This is a genomic window from Silvibacterium acidisoli, assembly GCA_022870745.1.
Taxonomy (GTDB): Bacteria; Acidobacteriota; Terriglobia; order Terriglobales; family Acidobacteriaceae; genus Silvibacterium.
In genome coordinates this window covers 1,498,887-1,517,358 of record CP085323.1, presented here as the reverse complement: position 1 = coordinate 1,517,358, position 18,472 = coordinate 1,498,887, and the positions used below count along the sequence as shown (strand labels likewise).

General features: G+C 58.5%; 20 protein-coding genes. 12 read left to right on the top strand and 8 right to left on the bottom strand.

All coding sequences use genetic code 11. The annotated features are described in order from the left end of the window. The first annotated feature begins 41 nt into the window (after positions 1 to 41). From LJD29_RS06250 to LJD29_RS06235, 4 genes are read left to right on the top strand one after another with little or no spacing between them, the layout of a single operon-like run. A complete protein-coding gene (locus tag LJD29_RS06250) occupies positions 42 to 335 on the top strand; it encodes a chorismate mutase (protein WP_446744893.1) in 294 nt (97 codons plus the stop codon). Between the two features lie 41 nt (positions 336 to 376). Beyond that, positions 377 to 1,420, top strand: coding sequence for a 3-deoxy-7-phosphoheptulonate synthase (gene aroF / locus LJD29_RS06245; protein WP_446744892.1), 1,044 nt, complete (start codon positions 377 to 379; stop codon positions 1,418 to 1,420). Positions 1,421 to 1,422: 2 nt separating this feature from the next. Beyond that, positions 1,423 to 2,298 carry a prephenate dehydrogenase gene (locus tag LJD29_RS06240; protein WP_446744891.1) on the top strand — a complete coding sequence of 292 codons (876 nt, stop codon included), beginning with the start codon at positions 1,423 to 1,425 and terminating at the stop codon, positions 2,296 to 2,298. 43 nt (positions 2,299 to 2,341) lie between these two features. Then, positions 2,342 to 4,249 carry a CocE/NonD family hydrolase gene (locus tag LJD29_RS06235; RefSeq protein WP_446744890.1) on the top strand — a complete coding sequence of 636 codons (1,908 nt, stop codon included), beginning with the start codon at positions 2,342 to 2,344 and terminating at the stop codon, positions 4,247 to 4,249. Between the two features lie 18 nt (positions 4,250 to 4,267). On the opposite strand, the gene LJD29_RS06230 is transcribed toward LJD29_RS06235, so the two are convergent. The 3 genes from LJD29_RS06230 to LJD29_RS06220 are packed head-to-tail and all read right to left on the bottom strand — an operon-like array spanning position 4,268 to position 8,432. Beyond that, positions 4,268 to 4,795, bottom strand: coding sequence for a hypothetical protein (locus LJD29_RS06230; protein WP_446744889.1), 528 nt, complete (start codon positions 4,793 to 4,795; stop codon positions 4,268 to 4,270). Positions 4,796 to 4,797: 2 nt separating this feature from the next. Beyond that, positions 4,798 to 5,421, bottom strand: a complete 624-nt coding sequence (locus LJD29_RS06225) for a response regulator (RefSeq protein ID WP_446744888.1) — start codon at positions 5,419 to 5,421, stop codon at positions 4,798 to 4,800. An 8-nt stretch (positions 5,422 to 5,429) separates the two neighbouring features. Beyond that, a complete protein-coding gene (locus tag LJD29_RS06220) occupies positions 5,430 to 8,432 on the bottom strand; it encodes a sensor histidine kinase (RefSeq protein ID WP_446744887.1) in 3,003 nt (1,000 codons plus the stop codon). Between the two features lie 227 nt (positions 8,433 to 8,659). Here LJD29_RS06220 and LJD29_RS06215 point away from each other — a divergent pair, with 227 nt between their 5' ends. Then, positions 8,660 to 9,025, top strand: a complete 366-nt coding sequence (locus LJD29_RS06215) for a DUF6496 domain-containing protein (protein WP_446744886.1) — start codon at positions 8,660 to 8,662, stop codon at positions 9,023 to 9,025. A 20-nt stretch (positions 9,026 to 9,045) separates the two neighbouring features. On the opposite strand, the gene LJD29_RS06210 is transcribed toward LJD29_RS06215, so the two are convergent. Together LJD29_RS06210 and serA are read right to left on the bottom strand one after the other, a co-directional pair. After that, a complete protein-coding gene (locus LJD29_RS06210) occupies positions 9,046 to 9,375 on the bottom strand; it encodes an FmdB family zinc ribbon protein (protein ID WP_446744885.1) in 330 nt (109 codons plus the stop codon). Positions 9,376 to 9,397: 22 nt separating this feature from the next. Beyond that, positions 9,398 to 11,017: a phosphoglycerate dehydrogenase gene (serA, locus tag LJD29_RS06205; RefSeq protein WP_446744884.1), complete on the bottom strand. Its 1,620-nt coding sequence runs from the start codon at positions 11,015 to 11,017 to the stop codon at positions 9,398 to 9,400. Positions 11,018 to 11,284: 267 nt separating this feature from the next. Here serA and LJD29_RS06200 point away from each other — a divergent pair, with 267 nt between their 5' ends. Beyond that, positions 11,285 to 11,761: a GatB/YqeY domain-containing protein gene (locus LJD29_RS06200; protein WP_446744883.1), complete on the top strand. Its 477-nt coding sequence runs from the start codon at positions 11,285 to 11,287 to the stop codon at positions 11,759 to 11,761. Positions 11,762 to 11,783: 22 nt separating this feature from the next. Here the strand turns inward: LJD29_RS06200 and LJD29_RS06195 are convergent, their stop codons facing one another. Continuing rightward, complete coding sequence (locus LJD29_RS06195) at positions 11,784 to 12,440, bottom strand: ribonuclease HI family protein (protein WP_446744882.1); 657 nt, start codon at positions 12,438 to 12,440, stop codon at positions 11,784 to 11,786. Between the two features lie 67 nt (positions 12,441 to 12,507). On the opposite strand from LJD29_RS06195, the gene LJD29_RS06190 reads away from it, so the two are divergent. The 6 genes from LJD29_RS06190 to LJD29_RS06165 all read left to right on the top strand — a co-directional run bounded on the left by LJD29_RS06190 (position 12,508) and on the right by LJD29_RS06165 (position 17,761). Further along, positions 12,508 to 13,206, top strand: coding sequence for an RNA polymerase sigma factor (locus LJD29_RS06190; protein ID WP_446744881.1), 699 nt, complete (start codon positions 12,508 to 12,510; stop codon positions 13,204 to 13,206). A 54-nt stretch (positions 13,207 to 13,260) separates the two neighbouring features. After that, positions 13,261 to 14,226, top strand: a complete 966-nt coding sequence (locus LJD29_RS06185; protein ID WP_446744880.1) for an anti-sigma factor family protein — start codon at positions 13,261 to 13,263, stop codon at positions 14,224 to 14,226. Positions 14,227 to 14,443: 217 nt separating this feature from the next. Continuing rightward, positions 14,444 to 15,304 carry a PDZ domain-containing protein gene (locus LJD29_RS06180; protein WP_446744879.1) on the top strand — a complete coding sequence of 287 codons (861 nt, stop codon included), beginning with the start codon at positions 14,444 to 14,446 and terminating at the stop codon, positions 15,302 to 15,304. A 56-nt stretch (positions 15,305 to 15,360) separates the two neighbouring features. After that, positions 15,361 to 16,407 (top strand): radical SAM protein, encoded by a 1,047-nt coding sequence (locus LJD29_RS06175; RefSeq protein ID WP_446744878.1) that lies wholly within the window; start codon positions 15,361 to 15,363, stop codon positions 16,405 to 16,407. 9 nt (positions 16,408 to 16,416) lie between these two features. After that, the gene (gene add, locus LJD29_RS06170; protein ID WP_446744877.1) at positions 16,417 to 17,430 is read left to right on the top strand and encodes an adenosine deaminase; all 1,014 of its coding nucleotides are present in this window, start codon (positions 16,417 to 16,419) and stop codon (positions 17,428 to 17,430) included. Positions 17,431 to 17,539: 109 nt separating this feature from the next. Continuing rightward, the gene (locus tag LJD29_RS06165) at positions 17,540 to 17,761 is read left to right on the top strand and encodes a hypothetical protein (RefSeq protein ID WP_446744876.1); all 222 of its coding nucleotides are present in this window, start codon (positions 17,540 to 17,542) and stop codon (positions 17,759 to 17,761) included. 49 nt (positions 17,762 to 17,810) lie between these two features. On the opposite strand, the gene LJD29_RS06160 is transcribed toward LJD29_RS06165, so the two are convergent. Together LJD29_RS06160 and LJD29_RS06155 are read right to left on the bottom strand one after the other, a co-directional pair. Continuing rightward, the gene (locus LJD29_RS06160) at positions 17,811 to 18,203 is read right to left on the bottom strand and encodes a type II toxin-antitoxin system VapC family toxin (RefSeq protein WP_446744875.1); all 393 of its coding nucleotides are present in this window, start codon (positions 18,201 to 18,203) and stop codon (positions 17,811 to 17,813) included. Then, a complete protein-coding gene (locus LJD29_RS06155) occupies positions 18,196 to 18,444 on the bottom strand; it encodes an AbrB/MazE/SpoVT family DNA-binding domain-containing protein (protein WP_446744874.1) in 249 nt (82 codons plus the stop codon). The genes LJD29_RS06160 and LJD29_RS06155 overlap by 8 nt, the downstream gene beginning before the upstream one ends. Between the last annotated feature and the right edge of the window lie 28 nt (positions 18,445 to 18,472).

Here is an 18,472-nt window from a genome sequence, read left to right as displayed (position 1 = left end):
CGACCGCGGCTGCCATTGGTGTGCGCCGCAAAGGAGTAGGCATGGAAATCGCAGACTGGCGACTGAAAATCGACGAACTTGACCTTCAGATCGTGGCACTGCTCAGTGAGCGCGCCGTTGCCGCCAAGGCGATTGGCCAGTTGAAACGCTCCACCTCCATGCCCGTCTATGAACCGAATCGTGAACGTGTGATCTTTGAGAGAGTACGTGCCGCCAACAAGGGGCCGCTGCCGGATATTGAACTGGTTCATATCTATGAGCGCATCATCGACGTGATGCGGGCTCTGCAGCGGGACGAACTTGCATCAGGCAATAACACGACGACAGGGAGCTAGGTTTTACCGCGCGAGACTGCGCAGGAACAGGATAGAAAGCAATGATCGTAGCAATGCAGGAAAATGCAACCGACGAACAGATCCAGCATGTTGTAGCGCGGATGGTGGAAGTCGGCTTCAATGTTCATCGCACCACCGGCGCCGTGCAGACCATCCTCGCAGGCGTAGGCCGTCCCGGACAGTTCGATCACAAGGACTTTGAATTGCTCGGCGGAGTTGCCGAAGTCATCCGCATCTCGTCGCCGTACAAACTTGCCGGGCGCAACTTCCGTCCCGGAGGCACCATCGTTACCTTTCCTAACGGCGTGAAGATTGGCGGAGACGAAGTGGTGGTGATGGCCGGTCCCTGCTCGGTAGAAAGCCGCGAGCAGATCTTTCTTTCCGCAAATCAGGTGAAGGCCGCCGGAGCGAAGTTTCTTCGTGGAGGCGCCTTCAAGCCCCGCAGTTCGCCCTACTCCTTCCAGGGCATGGGCCTCGAAGGCCTGAAGCTCTTGCGCGAGGTTGGCGACGAGACCGGGCTGCTCATCATTACCGAGGTGATGGAAATCTCGCAGATCGAAGTGATGCTGCCCTACATCGATTGCTTCCAGGTGGGCGCGCGCAACATGCAGAACTTCAACCTGCTTCGTGAACTTGGCCAGGTGCGCAAGCCGATCCTGCTCAAGCGCGGCATCGCGGCCACGATCGAAGAGCTGTTGCTCTCGGCCGAGTACATTCTTGCCGGCGGCAACTACGATCTCATGCTCTGCGAGCGCGGCATCCGCACCTACGAGACGTACACGCGCAACACGATGGATATCTCGGCGATCCCGGTGATCAAGCACCTGTCGCATCTGCCCATCATTGCCGATCCTTCGCACGGCACCGGCCGCCGCGATATGGTTCCGGCGATGGCGCGCGCGTCAGTTGCAGCAGGCGCGGACGGGCTGATCATCGAAGTTCACCCCAACCCGGAAAAGGCTGTTTCTGACGGCGCGCAGTCGCTCTTTCCTGAGCAGTTCTCCAAGCTCATGGACGAGCTGCGGATCATTGCTCCGGCAGTGAGCCGCACCATCGCCGAACCGGCAGCGGTCCCCGTCGCCTAATTATGGCTATACAGCGAATCGCCATCCTGGGAACGGGGCTCATCGGAGCCTCGACCGGGATGGCGCTCCGCGAACATGGTTTTTCCGGACACATCTCCGGCTGGGACCCCAATCCCCAGCAAGCCGCTACCGCACAGGAACGCGGCGCGATTCACGAAGCGGTCTCAGATCCCATCTCCGCAGCGAAGCAGAGTGATCTCATTCTGCTGGGTGGCCCTGTTTTTACGATCCTCGAATGGCTGGAGCGTCTCGGCCCCGAGTTGAAGCCGGGACAACTGGTCACGGATGTGGGCAGCGTGAAAGGCGCGCTGGTCGAGCAGGCGGCAAGGTTCTACAACCTCGAAGGCCGCGCAGGGTTTCTTGGTGGTCACCCCATGGCAGGCAAGGAAGTTGGCGGCGCCGCGAACGCGGATGCCGATCTCTTCAAGGACGCGGCATGGCTTTTCACCGAAACCCCGGAGTCGTATGCGATGGAGACGGCATCACGAGAGATCGCGGACGAGTGGCGAGAGTGGCCGCTGAAGTTCGGCTGCCGTGTGCTCGATCTCGAGCCGGCGCGGCACGACATGCTGTGTGCATGGGTGAGTCATCTACCGCAGTTCATTTCGACGGCATTCACGGCATTGCTCGAAGACGAATTTGGGTCGAAGGACGAGGTCATCCCCATCGGCGGCCGTGCTTTGCGCGAGATGACGCGCCTCGGCTCGAGTCCCTTCTCGATGTGGCGCGATATCGCGTATACCAACACCGATGCGATTGCGGCATCGTTGCTTGCGCTTGAGCAGAGGCTCGCGCATCTCCGCGAAAATCTGAAGACGCCCGAGTTGCGCGAAGAGTTTCTGCTTGCCAATCGCTTTCGCTCTAAAAACAATCAATAAGTCCCTGCAAGAACATAGCTGATATATCTCGAAAGGCCTCTCCATGAAGCTCCGCCGCCTGGGCCGTCTCATCCTCTTGTCGATCGTTTTCGTAACTGCCTGTTTCAGTGCCCATGCTGAAGCCGCGCAGGAAGATTACGTCAAGGCTCACTACACCAAGTACGAGTACCGCATCCCGATGCGTGACGGGGTTCATCTTTTCACCCAGGTGTATGTGCCGAAGGATGCCTCGCAGAGCTATCCCTTCCTGATGAATCGCACGCCTTACAGCGTGGCTCCCTATGGTGAAGACCAGTACGCGAAGGCCCTTGGGCCATCGGATGAGTTCGAAAAGGCTGGATACATCTTCGTCTACCAGGATGTTCGTGGACGCTTCATGTCAGAAGGAACGTTCGTCGAGATGCGGCCGCACATCGACCATAAAACATCTCCGAAAGACGTCGATGACAGCTCGGATATGTACGACACGATCGAGTTCCTGCTGAAGCATGTGCCGAACAACAACGGACGTGTGGGCATCTGGGGCATCTCTTATCCCGGCTTCTACACCTCGGCGAGCATCATCGATTCACATCCCGCGCTGAAGGCCGCTTCGCCGCAGGCACCTATGACGAACCTGTTTATGGGCGACGATACGTACCATGGCGGAGCATTCATGCTCGATGCGAACTTCAGCTTCTATACATTCTTCACGCCGCAGGATACGCCGACCCCGCCTGTACCGGCGGTGCCATTCGATATGGGTACGCCGAACACATACGAGTTCTACATGCAGGCGGGGCCCATCGGAAACCTGGACAAGGTGTATCTGCGCGGTACGAATCCGCTCTACAACGACCAGATGTATCACGACACCTACGATGACTACTGGAAGGTCCGCGATCTCGCGCAGCACATGAACAATGTGCATTGCGCCGTCATGGTGGTGGGTGGCTGGTTCGATGCCGAAGATCTGGTTGGCCCGATGAGCATCTATCACTCGATTAAGCAGCGGAATCCCGGCACAGTCGACACCATCGTCGAAGGGCCGTGGGTGCATGGCGGCTGGGCACGCAGCGATGGCGATCATCTTGGAGATGTGAGCTTTAATGCGAAGACCGGTGAGTACTTCCGCCAGAATATCCAGTTTCCATTCTTCGAGTACTACCTGAAGGACAAGGGCAAGCCTGCGCCGCATGCGGATGTCTTCGAGACGGGAACGAACGTTTGGCGCACCTATGATGCGTGGCCTCCGCAGCAGGCCAAAGCCAAGATGCTCTACTTTCGCACCGGCGGCAAGCTGACATTCGAGCAGCCTGCCAGCAATGAAGGTTCAGACTCATATGTAAGCGACCCCGCGCACCCGGTTCCGTTCGTGGGATATGTAACCAACACGGTGCCACAACGCTACATGGTGGATGATCAGCGCTTTGCCGCGACCCGGCCAGACGTGCTGGTGTATGAGACCGATCCGCTGAACGACGATGTCACGATTGCCGGACCTGTCTCTCCGAGACTCTGGGTCTCGACAACCGGAACCGACTCCGACTTCGTCGTGAAGCTGATCGATGTGTATCCGAATGACTTTCCGAATCCGGAGACGACACCGGAAGTCGGTAAGCATGTGATCGATACGCCTGAGCTGCAGATGGGTGGTTATCAGCAACTGCTGCGCGGCGAGCCGATGCGCGGAAAGTTCCGCAACAGCTGGGAGAAGCCCGAGGCGTTCACTCCCGGCAGGATGGCCGAGGTCAACTTCACCATGGCGGATCTGAACCATACCTTCCGCAAAGGGCACCGCATCATGGTGCAGGTGCAGAGCAGCTGGTTCCCGCTGGTCGATCGCAACCCGCAGACGTTCACGGATATTCCGAACGCGAAGCCTTCCGATTTCAAGGCTGCGACCGAGACGATCTATCATGCGGAGAAATCGGCCTCGGGCGTCGAGGTGTATGTGCTGCCGCAGCCTTGATGGCCGCGGCAGCAGTATTCATTCGACGATCTGGTAAGGAAAGCTGAAGCGGCCGATCTGCATGATGCCTCGCTCCGATGGCGGCCAGACACGAAACGACTCGACACGGGTCACCTGTGGACTTAACCTTGCCTCGACGGTGGCTACCTCTTTACCTGTTGAGGATTCGTAAAACTTTACGCTGAGGCCGTCCTCGATATGTTGCCAGCCGATGACGTATTCGCCTGCCTTGAGTGATGAGCCGCCGATCTTCAACGGAACCTGCGAAACGAAATAGTGCGAGTACTTGCCGTCGGCTGAATAGCCTGCAGTGATCAGGACGATGCCGGCGACAAATCGCCCATTGCCGTCAGTGATGCCCGAGGCAGTTCGCATCTCGGTCTCGATACGCTCCTGCAGAACGGGCGCGCGCGCCGGCAGTACCGTCCTGAGTTCGCTCTCATTGGCAGCGCGCCACGATGCTGCGAACGCGAGGCCTTGGCTAACAGGCAGAAAGCAGAAGAGAACCGCACAGAATGCCATGAGGGATAAGAGCTTCTTTTTCATCGTTACTCCAGGTGGACGATGCCACGCTGCAGCGCGGTTGTGGCAGCCTGTGTGCGATCGCTCACGCCCAGCTTGCTCAACAGGCTGTTGATGTGAGTCTTCACTGTTGCTTCGGAGATGCAGAGATCGCTCGATATCTCCTTGTTGCTCCGTCCGGCAACAATGCGTTGCAGCACTTCAATCTCACGTGTGGTCAGCGCCGGGCCGCCCATTCGCTCTGCAAGCTTCTCTGCTACCGTCGCGGGAATACGCGATTTTCCGGCATGTACAGCGCGAATGGCCGCTGTTAATTCGTCAATGTCCATGCCTTTCAGCAGGTATCCCTTTGCGCCCGCCTGCAGGGCGCGAAAGATATCTTCGTCGCCGTCGAATGTGGTCAGCACAATGATGCGCGCCGCAGGGGTTTCGCGGCGAATCTGGGTGATGGCATCGGCGCCGCTCAGCTTCGGTAGCCGCAGATCCATCAATGTCACATCCGGCTTGAGCTGGCGATGCAATGTGATGGCTTCCTGTCCGTCGGATGCTTCGCCCACCACGCGCAGGTCTGCCATGGTGTTGAGCAGCGCGACCAGCCCTTGTCTCACGACATTGTGATCGTCCACCACCAGGATTTTGATCGTCTCCATACTTGCTCCTATTCTGCTCCGGGCAGTTCCACTGTCACGCGCGTGCCGCCGCCGTTGCCGCCCGTTACGGAGAGTTCTCCGCCGAGGTTGCGGGCACGTTCCTTCATGCCCGTGATGCCAAAATGTCCGTCTATGGCTGAAGGCGCATCTTCTCTGAACCCTACACCGTCATCTTCGACCGCCATGCGCGTGCGATTCGTTTCGTAGTCGAGCCGAATTCTCACGTGACCTGCCTGCGCATGCCTCACGACATTGGTCACGGCCTCCTGGGCGATGCGCAACAGTTCGCTTTCTACTCTTTCGTTCAGCGGATGGTACGTCCCGCGCGCCTCGACGGTGCTCCTGATGGAACTGCCTGCTGTTACGCGCTCCGCGACTTGCTTCAATCGTGTCGCCAGGTCCTGTTCGGCAGGGCCTTGCGAACGCAGCTCCCAGATTGCTCTACGAGCATCTTCGAGTCCGCTCTTCACCAGTTCCTGCGCCTGCGAAAGGTGTGTCTGTGCTGCTTCAGTCGATGAGCCAAGCAGGCGGCCAACGATCTGCAGCTGTACGGACACTGCGACAAACCCCTGCGCGAGCGTGTCATGGATCTCGCGCGCAATACGATTTCTCTCCGCAAGCACGGCGTTGAAGCGCGACTCTACATGACGGACACGCCAGCGATACCCTGCCACACCAAGAAGAACGACGCCGAGTCCAACAGCAAAATAAAACCACAGCGTCTGGTAGAAATACGGCTTCAGACGGAATGAAACAGAAGCAGGCACTGCGCTCCAGACACCATCGTTATTTGCCACCATGACGTGAAAGATATAACGGCCTGGCGGAAGGTTGGTGTAGTACGCCGTGCGCAGGCTGCTGCCGTCCATCCACTGGTGATCGAATCCATCCAGCCGGTAGCGAAAGCGCACCTTCTGCGGTGCGACAAAACTCAGTCCAGCGTAGTTGATGACGAACCGCCGCCCTCCCGCCGGAACTTCGATTTGTCCACCTGGAGACTGTTCGAGTCGAAGCTCGCGGTCATCGACGCTGAAGCCTTCGATCGCCGCCAGCGGGGGAATAGTGTTCGATGGCAGGTGGGCGGGGTTCACGGTGCTTGCGCCTTTCAATGTTGCGAACCACAGGCTTCCATCCTGCAGCCGCCAGGCTGCGGGATGTCCTCCGCTGCCTGCCTCGGTGACACGCATGCCATCATCGGTTCCATAAGAAGAGACGGATAGCGGAGTGCGTGGCCGGTCAAACACGTGATTCAGGTCGTCTTTGTTGACGCGAAAGATGCCATGGTTTGAGCTCATCCAAAGATCGCCACGGCCTCCATCGAGAATGCTATAGATACTTGGCGGCAATGGGTTGTCTTTTGCGATCGTGGCGAATCGGCCGTTGCGGAGGCGATTCAGGCTTCCGCCATTTGTGCCGATCCAGAGCGTGCCGTCCGGATCTTCGTGCAACGCCGTGATGACGTTATTCGACAGCCCATCGGTCATCGCGTAGTTATGAAATTTTCCGTGTTCGATGTGAGTAAGACCGCCCAGCGTTCCTGCCCACAGCGAACCGTCATGCGCTTCGAGCAGCGCTCCGACGAGATCGCTGCCCAGCCCGTCGAGCGAGCTGTAGGAAGTGAACTGTCCTTCCTCCAGGCGCGACAGCCCACGCCGCGTGCCGATCCAGAGGGCGCCTGAGTGATCGAATGAGAGCGAACGGACAAAATCGTCCGCAAGGCCGTCAGCAGACGTGTAGACCTTTACCTTGCCCTGATGTAGCTGGTTGAGGCCATCGGGAGTACCGACCCACAGATCGCCACCAGGGCCGCTCGTAATCGACAGGATGATATTGCTGGACAGGCCATCGGCTGTTGTCATCGCCGTGAATCTCCTGCCATCGAAACGGTTCAGTCCCCCACCGTTCGTGCCGAGCCACACAGTGCCTTTACTGTCCTGATAAATCACGCGGATGTAATCGTCAGAGATACCATCCTGCACTGTGTATGTAGAGAAGGCCCGATCCCTCAGGATGTCGACACCTCCCGATTCGGTGCCCAGCCACAGGTTGCCTTCACGATCCTCGCTGATAGCGAGAAGTTGATTGCTCGACAGGCCCTCTTTCGGCGTAAACGATTCGATTCTTCCTTCAGCGAATCTTGCGAGCCCTGCGTTGGTTCCTATCCAGAGTGTTCCTTCGCGATCGACCCTGAGAATCTGCACTGCGTCGGAGGGCAGTCCGTCGCCGGTGGAAAATTGCTGTGTGTGCCGTCCATCGAAGCGCAGCAGCCCACTGGAGGTTCCAATCCAAAGTGCTCCATCTGGAGATTGTGCGAGAGCTGTTACGTCGGGCGGCGCAGACGGTCGATCGGGGAGCACGAAAGCATTGCACCCAGTGACGGAGCACGATTCAAGACCATTGCGGGTTCCGGCCCACACACCGCCGTTCGGTTCCTGAGCCAGGCCCTGTATCCCTGCCTGTGTCGATACCGGCTGAAAGCTTTTCCCCTCTCGAGAGACCGCGAGGCCCGAAGGTGTTCCGATCCAGATCGATCCGTCCCTGCCTTCGAGCAGCGTGCTGTCCTCACTCAAACCCTGCGCGCCCTGCACATCGACGAAGCGATTGCCGTCGAGGCGCTTCAATCCATCCGAGGACAGAGCCCACACGCGATTTCTGCTGTCGGCGAATATAGACCAGGCAGCGTGTTCGATTCCGCTTACTGCTTCAAAGTGCCGGTCGCGATAGCGGACCACGCCACGGGATGTCCCAACCCATAGCGATCCCGTCTTGTCTTCAGTGAGGGAGTAAACCACATCGCTTTTCAGGGCCGGGGTTGTGCTGCTTGTAATAACCCGAAACTGGATAGAGTCGAAGCGCACGAGTCCGCCTTCGGTGGCGAACCACATGTAGCCATCGTGCGTCTGGGCAACAGCATGTACGGTGTTCTGCGGTAGTCCGCTGTCCACCTGCCAGGATTGATAGCCATAATGCCCCAGGTCCTGGTGTGGATCGAGAGCATGAAGAGCAGGCATGGCTGCACATCCGATCAACCATACCAGTGCTTTTCCAGCCTGCTGCCCGCGTCTCTTCACTCTGTGGGAATACTATACGTCCGGATGACGAGCGCCATATCGGTCAAAAGGATGATCTCCGCAGGAGGCCTTGGGGTATACATCGTGGTTCGCGCCGCAAAGCGAGGCAAAACAAGCGGCAACCTGCCCAAGCCCCGTTGCTTCCCAGCACCGGGAGGATTTTACCTATGGCAACAAAGAAAGCTGCAAAGAAGGCGACGAAAAAAGCCGTGAAGAAGGCAGCAAAGAAGGCTCCTGCCAAGAAGGCCGTGAAAAAAGCGCCTGCGAAGAAGGCTGTGAAGAAGGCGCCTGCGAAGAAGGCTGCAAAGAAGAGCGCAGTAAAGAAGGCATCCAGCCGTAAGTACAGCCCGAAGGCCTCACGCTCGGTTGAACGCGAGATGAAAGCCATGAAGGAAGGCAAGCTTAAGTCGGGGCGCAGCAAGAAGAAGGTCACCAGCAAGAAGCAGGCGATCGCTATTGGCCTCTCCGAAGCACGTAAAGCTGGCGCAAAAGTTCCTGCGAAGAAGAAGTCTGCGAAGAAGAAGAAGAAGTAAGAAGTAGCCGGCCGGGCCGGCTACTCACTCTTGCTGGGTGTAGATGGCGTGGACGAGGCCGTCGAGTTGGAAGAGCTTCCCGAGGAGCTGTCCGACGAGTTCGAAGCAGGCGACTTCTCGCCTGAGCTGCTGCCGTTTTCGCTGGCAGACTTCGATGCCGGCTTGCTGCTTTTGCCTGCGTAGTCGTTTACATACCAGCCTGCGCCCTTGAACTGGATGGCTGGAGCGGAAATCAACCGCTCCAGCTCTCCCTTGCAAACCGGGCATTCAGTGAGATCCGGAGCGCTGAAGCTCTGGATCTTCTCGAATTGGTGACCGCATTGCTTGCAGCGGTATTCATACAACGGCACGGTTATTTCTCCCTTACAGTTACTATTCTACCGGCGCGGGCGGCAGCTTTTCGCCCAGGCTGGCCTGGTGGACTTCGATGATCGCTTCCACGTTGCGCAGTACGTCGAGGACCTTGTCCGTCACCTTGCCGTCGACTTGAACCACTGCCAGCGCGGTGCCCTTGGGCAGGCGAGGATCGCGTCCGGCGCGGCCGAGAGCGAAGTTCGCCACGTTGACCTGGTGGTCGCCGAGGATGGTGCCGATCTTGCCGATCACGCCCGGGACGTCCTGGTTACGGAAGGTCAGGAGGGTGCCTTCAAGCGGCGCTTCGATGTCGATACCATTCAGGCTCAGCAGGCGAGCAGAGTTGCCGTGCAGAACTGTGCCGCTGGCCGTCACGTCGCCCGAGCGGGTGTGGACAGTGAGCTTGAGTACATTGCCTGCGCCGCCGGAAGCCGAAGGCTTACGGTCTTCGTGGATGCGAATGCCGCGCTCCTCCGCGACGGATGCCGCGTTGATGCGGTTCACGCCTTCAGCGTGTCCGAGCAGGCCTTCGATGGCGGCATTGCGAATCAGGTCCGTCTTGCCTTCAGCGATGCGGCCGTTGTACGCGATGTGAACGCTCTCAAAGCTGCCTTCCGGGAACTGCGCGAGGAAGGAGCCGAGGCGGTCGGCCAGGGTCATGTACGGTGCGAGCTCCACATACTCTTCATGTGAGAGCGAGGGCAGGTTGACGGCGTTCTGTACGACGCCGAGCTTGAGATATTCGCGAACCTGCAGCGCAATCTGGACACCGACTGCCTCCTGCGCTTCGTTGGTCGATCCCGCGATGTGCGGAGTCAGGATGACGTTCTCGAGCCCGAAGAAGGGCGAATCCTTCAACGGTTCCTTGTGGAAGACGTCAAGCGCAGCGCCTGCGATGCGGCCGTTCTTCAACGCTTCCGCGAGCGCTTCATCGACGATCAGCTCACCGCGGGCGCAGTTCACGATGCGCACGCCCTTCTTCATGGTGGCGATGGTCTTCTCGTTGATGATGCCCGCCGTCTGGGGCGTCAGGCCGACATGCAGCGTGAGGTAATCCGCCTGCGCGAAGAGCTCTTCGGTCGAAACCAGGGTGATGTTGTTCTCGCGGGCGATGGCCTGCGACACAAAAGGATCATGGCCGATCAATTCCATGCCGAATGCGCGGGCGCGGCGTGCAACGTCAAGACCGATGCGGCCGAGTCCGAGAACGCCCAGCTTCTTGCCACGGAGTTCAGAACCCTGCAGAGACTTCTTTTCCCACTTGCCTGCGTGCATGGTCGAGTTTGCCTTGGGAATCTGGCGTCCAAGGGCGATCATCAGGCCGATGGTGAGTTCGGCGACAGCGATTGCGTTTGCGCCGGGAGTATTCATCACCACGATGCCACGACGGGTCGCTGCTTCGGCGTCGATGTTGTCCACGCCTACACCTGCACGGCCAATCACACGCAGCTTGGGGGCTGCGGCCATCAGTGCATCGTCTGCCTGCACCGCTGAACGAACGACGAGGCCATCCGCGTCGGCAATTTCCGCCGCCAGGCCATTCTGAATCTGATCATGGCTCACAATCTGCCAGTCCGGTTCACTCTGAAACACGGCAAGCGTAGCCGGAGACACCTTCTCGGCCAGAACGATCTTCATGCAAACTCCTCGGGGTTACAGGGGCGGTTGGATACGCTGAGTATCGAATCGCCAATTGGAGGGGAAGTACGGTTTAGCGCGCCGCTACTGCTCCGGCGAGATACTGCGACGATTCCTCACCCTGACCGAGGACAGCAATCTGCTCGAGCGGGACCGGGTGTGAAAAGGCGAACCTTTATGGCCATCGTCTGGGTATCCTTTCCTCTTATTGTATCGAGCACGCAGAGGGGCCGCTTTCTTTCTATAATGAGAAGTTTGGAGTATCCGATGACCGACGTAAGCCTGGTTTCCCAGATCGATAAAGACATCGTCACCGCAATGAAAGCGCGCGATGGCGAGCGCACCACCGCGCTTCGCATGGTCAAAACCGCGATCAAGAACAAAGAGATCGACAAGCGTTCCCCGCTGACCGAAGCCGAAGTCCTGCAGGTGCTTACCACCCTGATCAAGCAGCGCCGCGACTCAGCCGAGCAGTTCACCAAGGGCAACCGCCCCGAGCTGGCGGCGAAGGAAATCTCCGAGATCGCCCTGATCGAGACCTACATGCCTAAGGCGGCAGGAGAAGGCGAAATCCGCGAAGTCGTGGCGGAAGTGGTCGCCGAGTTGACCGCGGCAGGAAACAAGCCCGGCCCCAAGGACATGGGCACGACCATGAAGGCGGTCCAGGCCAAGCTGCAGGCCGCAGGCGTCCGTGCCGATGGCCGCCAGGTCAGCGAGATCGTTAAGGAAGAACTCGCGAAGTAGCCGATAAATCTCGGATCGCCAGTTACTGGCGATCCGGCACTACCTTTACGAAGATGCCGTCCGGCAGCTCTCCCTCCAGAAAGTGCACGACCCCGTTCTTGACGAATCCCTTTACGGTGGGGAGCTCGGGGCGCTTCGGCTTTTCTGTGGCTGCGCTCGAAGTCTTGCCCATGCCACGATCCATGGCTCTGTTCGCCAGCTCATCAGCCTTTTTATTTTTGTTCCGCAGCACGTGCTCGATCCGGAAAAAATCGAGCTGGGCGATCCGGCGCTTGGCCTCTTCGTAAAGCGGCCGCAACTCGGGGCTGTTGACCCGGTACTGGCCTTTGATCTGCTTCACCATCAGCTCGGAATCGGCGACCACCCGCAGCTTCGGATGCCCGTTTTTCAGTGCAAAATCGAGCGCCGCCAGCAGGCCGGAATATTCCGCGAAGTTGTTGGTTCTTTTACCCAGAAACTCGCTCAGCTCGCCAACGGAGACGCCATTCGCGCCCTCAAGGTAAACGCCGTAGCCTGAGGGTCCGGGATTACCGCGGGAACCACCGTCGCAGTAGGCTGTGACAGTATCGCCATCGCTGTTTTTTGTTCCGGTTTCGGGCCACAGTTGCCCATTGTCTGCCTGACCTGATCTCATAGCTTGCAGTTTAGTGGATCGGTACCTTTTGTTTTTCCACCGCATCTGCTCACGAATTTTTGTGTCTTACGTCTTATGGGCGGAGTTGTCTGCCCAAAAAAGAGGGACCACGATGCCTGTAGACGTACTTCGTTTCTCTTCCCCGTCACTGCTGTCGCCATCTGCGAAGGGCAGCACTCCTGCGGATGCCCCAGCCCCGGTCCAATCGTCCGGCAAAACGATCGATCCGGCTCTCCGTGCGGCGGAAATGGACCTGATTCGCGAGGCGCAGGCAGGTTCCCGCACAGCCTTTGATACTCTCATACGTCAATATGATCAGGCGGTACTTCGGCTGGCCCTGCACCTGACGGGTTCGGAGCAGGATGCCGAGGATATCCACCAGGAAGCATTTTTGAAGGCGTACCGGTACCTGGGGAATTTCCGGTTCGAGTGCTCTTTCTACACATGGATCTACCGGATCGTGACGAATCTGTGCCTGGATCTGCTGCGGCGGAGAAAGTCGCGGAAGGAAGACCAGGCTGTGACCCTCGACTCGTCGGGGGAAGAAATTGATCTGCTGACGAATGTCTCGGACACGCGCGCGAGCGCCAACCCGGACCGCGAACTCAGCAGAAAGATTTTAGGCGGCAAGATTCGCGAGGCGCTGGATCTGCTCACGCCCCGCGAGAGAATGGTCTTCGAGCTCAAGCACTACCAGGGCCTGAAGTTGAGAACGATCGGCGAAATGCTGAATACGACGGAAGAGACAGCAAAAAATACACTTTTCCGCGCGACCAGGAAGCTACGAGCGAACCTGGCGGAAGTACGCTAACGAGCTGCATACAGCCAAGGCGATTTTTGAGGCAAGTGAGGCAAAGGAACCACCATGACGTGCGAACATGCACAGGAGATCATCGCGCTCGCCGTTTTCGGCGAACTCCCTGACGAGTCCCGGCCGCAACTCGAATTGCATCTCTCGCAGTGCGAGGCCTGCCGCCAGGAACTGCAGGCGGTCGAGGCGTTGGCCAAGGCGATGTCATTGCTCCCCGCGGAGGAGCCTACCGCAAACCTGATGGCCCGCACCCGCATGAAGCTGGCGGACGCTTTGGACGCCATGCCGAATGCAGGCTGGCTATTGCGCTTCTGCCAAGGATTCACGCAGGGAATGGGCAAGTTACGCGCGGCACCTGTGGCAGCGTCGGCACTGCTTCTCGCCGGGCTTGGCGCCGGGGCCTACGGCGGCTACCGCCTGGGAGCGCACGAGCACCAGGTTTCTGAGGTCGATTTTCTGCAGCACGCCATGACGAGTGCAACGGCGGCGGAGCAGATCGCCAGCGTGAGCCAGGTCATCCAGCAGCCACAGTCGGGGACGGTCGAGGTAGTCTTCAATCGCCTGGAGCCGGACACGATCGAAGGCTCGCCAAACGACCCGCAAATCCGCCATCTGCTGCTGCTTGGTGCGCAGAATCGCCTGAATGCCGGCGTCCGGGACGACTCGGTCGGACTGCTGGCGGAGGCATGCCAGGCGGGACGGGTCTGCGATGACGAACCTACGCGCAATGCGCTCATGGTTGCTCTCCTCTATGACAAGAGCTCCACGGTACGCATGAAAGCGCTCAAGGGACTGCAGCCCTATGTACCCGACGACATGCGCGTCCGTGACGCCGTCCTCGAGGCCTTGATGAAGGATCCGGAGGCCCGGATCCGCACCGAAGCGATCGGTCTTCTCACTCCGGTAGAGGCAGATTCGAGCGTCCGGCAGGTGCTGCATACCGTTGTCGACCAGGACGATAACCCTGAGATCCGTACAGCCTCGCAGCAAATTCTCGACAACGTTCCGCAGGTCCAGTAGTGCACCCGATTTCGTAATCTGCCAGACACGTCATCGGGTTATGCTGGTCGCAACACAGGCGGGATAACGTTCGAAGTTCATCCACGTCTTTAAAAATGGATATGGCAGCGTCCGGGTACTAGAATGTGGCGCGGCTGCAGGTTGGCCCGAAAATCTCCCCGTCAGAGGGAGCTGGGCCGAGGGTCTTATGAAACACTTTTCGAGGTCATTGCCGGAAATGAGTTCTCCCGCAATTCGACGGACTTCTGTTGTCGCTGTTCTTGCATTTGCCTTGATTTCCGGAGCCGCTGAAGCGCAATTCGCGAGCCTGCATTTCGCCGGGGTCCTGTTGTCCGTGCATCCTCAGCAGGGCTATCTGGGTATCGACATGCGCGACCTGGATAACGAACGCGTCGCGGCACTCAAGCTGAAGGATGCAACCGGTGTTGAGATTACTGTCGTCGACCACGATGCTCCTGCCGGAAAGGCCGGCCTGCGCGTCCACGATGTGATTCTGCAGGTAAATGGCCAGCCGGTTGGTAGCTGCGATCAGCTGCGCAGGGTGCTGAAAGAGATTCCACCCGGAGGCAGCGTAGCTTTTGCGGTCGTCCGGGATGGCCAGCCGTTGAACTTTAACGTGCAGCTCGTCGACCGCGACACCCTGGCGCTGGATTCCTGGTCGAACCATTCTCCCGTTCCCGATCCTGAAAGCGACGATCCGCCGGAGTATCCGCTCGTGCCGCCGTCGGGACATAAGGGCACGGGCACCAGCGGCTTTTTCGGCGTTCTTAATTTCGGCGCGCCCTCGGTCGGAGTGGAACTTGATCCGCTGGGATCGCAGCTGGCCGATTATTTTGGCGTGAAGGATGGCCAGGGGATGCTGGTGAAGCGGGTTGCGCAGAATAGCCCGGCCTCCGCCGCTGGGTTCCATGCCGGAGATGTGGTGACCAAGGTGAACGGGCAGGTCATTCCGACGATGAACGCCTGGGAAAAAGCCATGCGCGCCAATAAGGGCAAAGTGATTCCGGTAACCATCATGCGCAACCGCCGCGAACAGGTGTTGAACCTGCAGGACGGCGACGCAAAACACAAGGGCTGACCCTGTTGGTTGTACAGCGGACAAACCCTTTCCACCGTTATAATTGAGATATGGCAGTGAACCAGACATCCGGCGCACCGCAGAGCCAGGTTAAGCAGACGCCGGCCCGGCGATTGAAAGCTGCCGCGCGTAAGGCCCGTGAGCTGTCTCTCGTTGGCCGCGCGCTCGCATCGACCGCTCATCCGGTCATGGCGCAGATCGTGCCCATGCGCTTCTGCAATCTTTCGTGCGCTTATTGCAACGAGTACGACAAGGTCTCTGAGCCTGTTCCCGTGGACGAGATGCTTCGCCGCATCGACCACCTTGGACGCCTCGGAACCAGCATCATCACGATCTCCGGTGGCGAGCCGCTGACGCATCCCGATCTTGACCAGGTGATTGCCCGCATCCGCAAGGTCGGCGCCCTGGCCGGCATGATCACGAACGGCTATTTCCTCGTTCCCGACCGCATCAAGCGGCTGAACAAGGCTGGCCTCGATCACCTGCAGATTTCGATCGATAACATCGAACCCGACGACGTCTCGAAGAAGAGCCTCAAGGTTCTGGACAAGAAGCTGCAGTGGCTTTCAGAGCATGCTGATTTCCACGTGAATATCAACTCCGTGGTCGGCGGCGGCATCAAGAACCCGCAGGACGCGCTTGTCATTGGCCGCCGTGCTATCGAGTTAGGATTCACCTCGACCATCGGCATCATCCATGACGGAGATGGGCAGCTAAAGCCCCTTGGGGATGCAGAGCGCGCCGTCTGGGAAGAGATGCGCAGCTGGAAGAAGAAGAACTATTCGCGCTTCAACCAGTTCCAGGAAGCGATCGCCAATGGCCAGCCGAACGACTGGCGCTGCCGTGCCGGTTCGCGCTACCTGTACATCTGCGAAGACGGACTGGTTCATTACTGCTCGCAGCAGCGCGGTTTCCCAGGTGTGCCGTTGTCGGATTACACCGCCGCCGACCTGAAGCGTGAATTCCTGACTGAGAAGACCTGTGCGCCGAACTGCACCATCAGCTGCGTGCACCAGGTTTCCCATATCGATCACTGGCGCGCTCCGCAAACGACGCGCGTCTCGCCGGGTGCTGTCGAGGACCTGGTCAACATTCAGATTTAAGCCTTCCGCATGGAATCTCCGCTGAGTCGCGATTTTCTTCGCCGTCTTCCCAAGGCGGAGCTCCACCTGCATCTGGAGGGCACCGTCTCTCCCGAAACGCTGGTTGAGTTAAGCGGCCGCCACGATGGTGAACCGCTAAGCCTTACCGAAGCCCAGGCTATCTATCGCTACACCGATTTCACTGGCTTCCTGATGGCCTTCAAGGCTGTTACGGAGCGTCTGCGCACGCCGGAAGATTTCGAGCTGATCACGTATCGGATGCTCGAGAAGCTCTCTCAACAGGGAGTTGTACATGCCGAGGTCTATGTCTCGGTGGGCGTGATTTATTACTGGAAGCGGGTGGAGTTCGAACCGCTCTTCGAGGGCATGGAGCGTGGCCGGGAGCGTGCTGAAAAGGACTTCGGCATCACGGCCTACTGGATCTTCGACGCCGTTCGCCATTTTGGGTCTGAAGAAGCAGCGCGCGTCTTCCGCAAAGCGGCTGAGATGCGCTTGCAACATCCGTCGATCGTTGGAATCGGAATTGGCGGCGACGAACGCCGGACAGGAGCCGAGCCTTTTCGGGAACTATACGCTGAGGCGCGTGAGGCCGGTCTGCGTCTTACCGCTCATGCGGGAGAGACGGTCGGTCCGGAGGGTATCTGGGGGGCTATCAACATCGGTGCTGAGCGCATAGGCCATGGACTGACGGCTATCCAGGATCCGGAATTGATGGATGTATTGGCCGAACGCCAGATTCCCATCGAGATTTGCATCTCGTCGAATGTACGTACGGGGTGTTGTGTGCAACTGTCCGATCATCCGGTGAAGAGCTATTTCGATTCGGGCCTGATGATTACGCTGAACTCTGACGATCCGGCGATGTTTGAAAGTGATCTGGAAGATGAATATCTGATTGCACAGGCAGATTTCGAGTTCACCGATGAGCATCTGAGGGAACTGGCGGCTAATTCGATCGAAGCAAGCTTTCTTCCACCCGGCCGAAAGATAGCTCTTCTGCAGCAAATCGAACAGCTTGCCTGATATGACAAAAGTTGTACACGGATATAGGGCGACAGAGGGTTTTAGTTCGATAGAACTGAGCTATCATGATGGCAACGCGGCCTGAGCCGCGGAAAGAAGGATGTACCCAGTGAGCTTACTGCGCGGTTCTCGTAAGAAAGTGTTGGAAGAAAAAGTAATCGCACTGCGGACCCTTGGATGGGCCTCGGTGGCAGTCGGCGTCGCAGCACTCGGCGTGTATGTGGGCCGCGAACTTCGCATGCGCTACAAGTTCAATCGCCGGACCCCGAGCGATTTCTACTCCCACGCTGGAGATGAATCCCAGGCAGCGGAATATGGCGTCGGCGTTTAGGTTTTGAAATCGATAAGAGAAAAGCCCCGGCCTGCCGGGGCTTTTCTCATTAACGGATTGAGTGGATTTCAATCGCTAGTTTGAGCTTGCTCCATGGGCGATCTGCTGTATAGACCGGTAGACCCAGCGTCAGTCCCAGAGCGAGGCATGCGCGGTCACCCAATGAAAGGCCAAGCTTCCGGGTAGACGAAACCAGGTCGCCGCAAAGCTTTGCCTGCTCCTGGTCGTACGGAACGATCTCTGCGACACACGCGGAAATCGCTTCCCATACGAACTTCGGCTCTCGTGCGTCCTTCAGATACTTAGTTTCGACCTCGGCTGCATTGACCGCGCTGATGAGCGCGCCGGTCTCCCAATCCGCATCGTCCGGCAGATTCTCCCATCCGGGTTCTTCGTTCAGGAATGCGATCAGGGCTGAAGCATCGAGTACGAATCTACTCATGCTTCGCGGCTTCGCGTCGCTCGGCGATCAATTCGTCTACCAGGCCCTTTTTGCCTTTCATCTGGCTCAGCAGGCGAGCCTTAGCTTCCGCAGCCAGACGACGCCGTGAGGTTATCCTGAGTTCCTTTTCAGCGAGTTCAAGCAAAACTTCGCCGCCGCCTTCGATTCCCAGGGCGCGTCGAAGTTCGAGTGGGATGACGAGTCGTCCGTTGGCTGCAACCGTCGCTTGTATCGCTGGCATATTTCCTCTGTATGACACTTTTATTTTA

Coding starts and splice junctions, on each gene's coding strand:
- LJD29_RS06220 (WP_446744887.1), bottom strand. CDS start 8,432: ATGCCTGCTCTTCATGCTCTCGATCCACACCAGGACCTGGGGCATTAT.
- LJD29_RS06180 (WP_446744879.1), top strand. CDS start 14,444: ATGAGTTCTCCCGCAATTCGACGGACTTCTGTTGTCGCTGTTCTTGCA.
- LJD29_RS06250 (WP_446744893.1), top strand. CDS start 42: ATGGAAATCGCAGACTGGCGACTGAAAATCGACGAACTTGACCTTCAG.
- LJD29_RS06195 (WP_446744882.1), bottom strand. CDS start 12,440: ATGCGGTGGAAAAACAAAAGGTACCGATCCACTAAACTGCAAGCTATG.
- LJD29_RS06200 (WP_446744883.1), top strand. CDS start 11,285: ATGACCGACGTAAGCCTGGTTTCCCAGATCGATAAAGACATCGTCACC.
- add (WP_446744877.1), top strand. CDS start 16,417: ATGGAATCTCCGCTGAGTCGCGATTTTCTTCGCCGTCTTCCCAAGGCG.
- LJD29_RS06185 (WP_446744880.1), top strand. CDS start 13,261: ATGACGTGCGAACATGCACAGGAGATCATCGCGCTCGCCGTTTTCGGC.
- LJD29_RS06230 (WP_446744889.1), bottom strand. CDS start 4,795: ATGAAAAAGAAGCTCTTATCCCTCATGGCATTCTGTGCGGTTCTCTTC.
- LJD29_RS06160 (WP_446744875.1), bottom strand. CDS start 18,203: ATGAGTAGATTCGTACTCGATGCTTCAGCCCTGATCGCATTCCTGAAC.
- LJD29_RS06155 (WP_446744874.1), bottom strand. CDS start 18,444: ATGCCAGCGATACAAGCGACGGTTGCAGCCAACGGACGACTCGTCATC.
- LJD29_RS06240 (WP_446744891.1), top strand. CDS start 1,423: ATGGCTATACAGCGAATCGCCATCCTGGGAACGGGGCTCATCGGAGCC.
- aroF (WP_446744892.1), top strand. CDS start 377: ATGATCGTAGCAATGCAGGAAAATGCAACCGACGAACAGATCCAGCAT.
- LJD29_RS06235 (WP_446744890.1), top strand. CDS start 2,342: ATGAAGCTCCGCCGCCTGGGCCGTCTCATCCTCTTGTCGATCGTTTTC.
- LJD29_RS06190 (WP_446744881.1), top strand. CDS start 12,508: ATGCCTGTAGACGTACTTCGTTTCTCTTCCCCGTCACTGCTGTCGCCA.
- LJD29_RS06225 (WP_446744888.1), bottom strand. CDS start 5,421: ATGGAGACGATCAAAATCCTGGTGGTGGACGATCACAATGTCGTGAGA.
- serA (WP_446744884.1), bottom strand. CDS start 11,017: ATGAAGATCGTTCTGGCCGAGAAGGTGTCTCCGGCTACGCTTGCCGTG.
- LJD29_RS06215 (WP_446744886.1), top strand. CDS start 8,660: ATGGCAACAAAGAAAGCTGCAAAGAAGGCGACGAAAAAAGCCGTGAAG.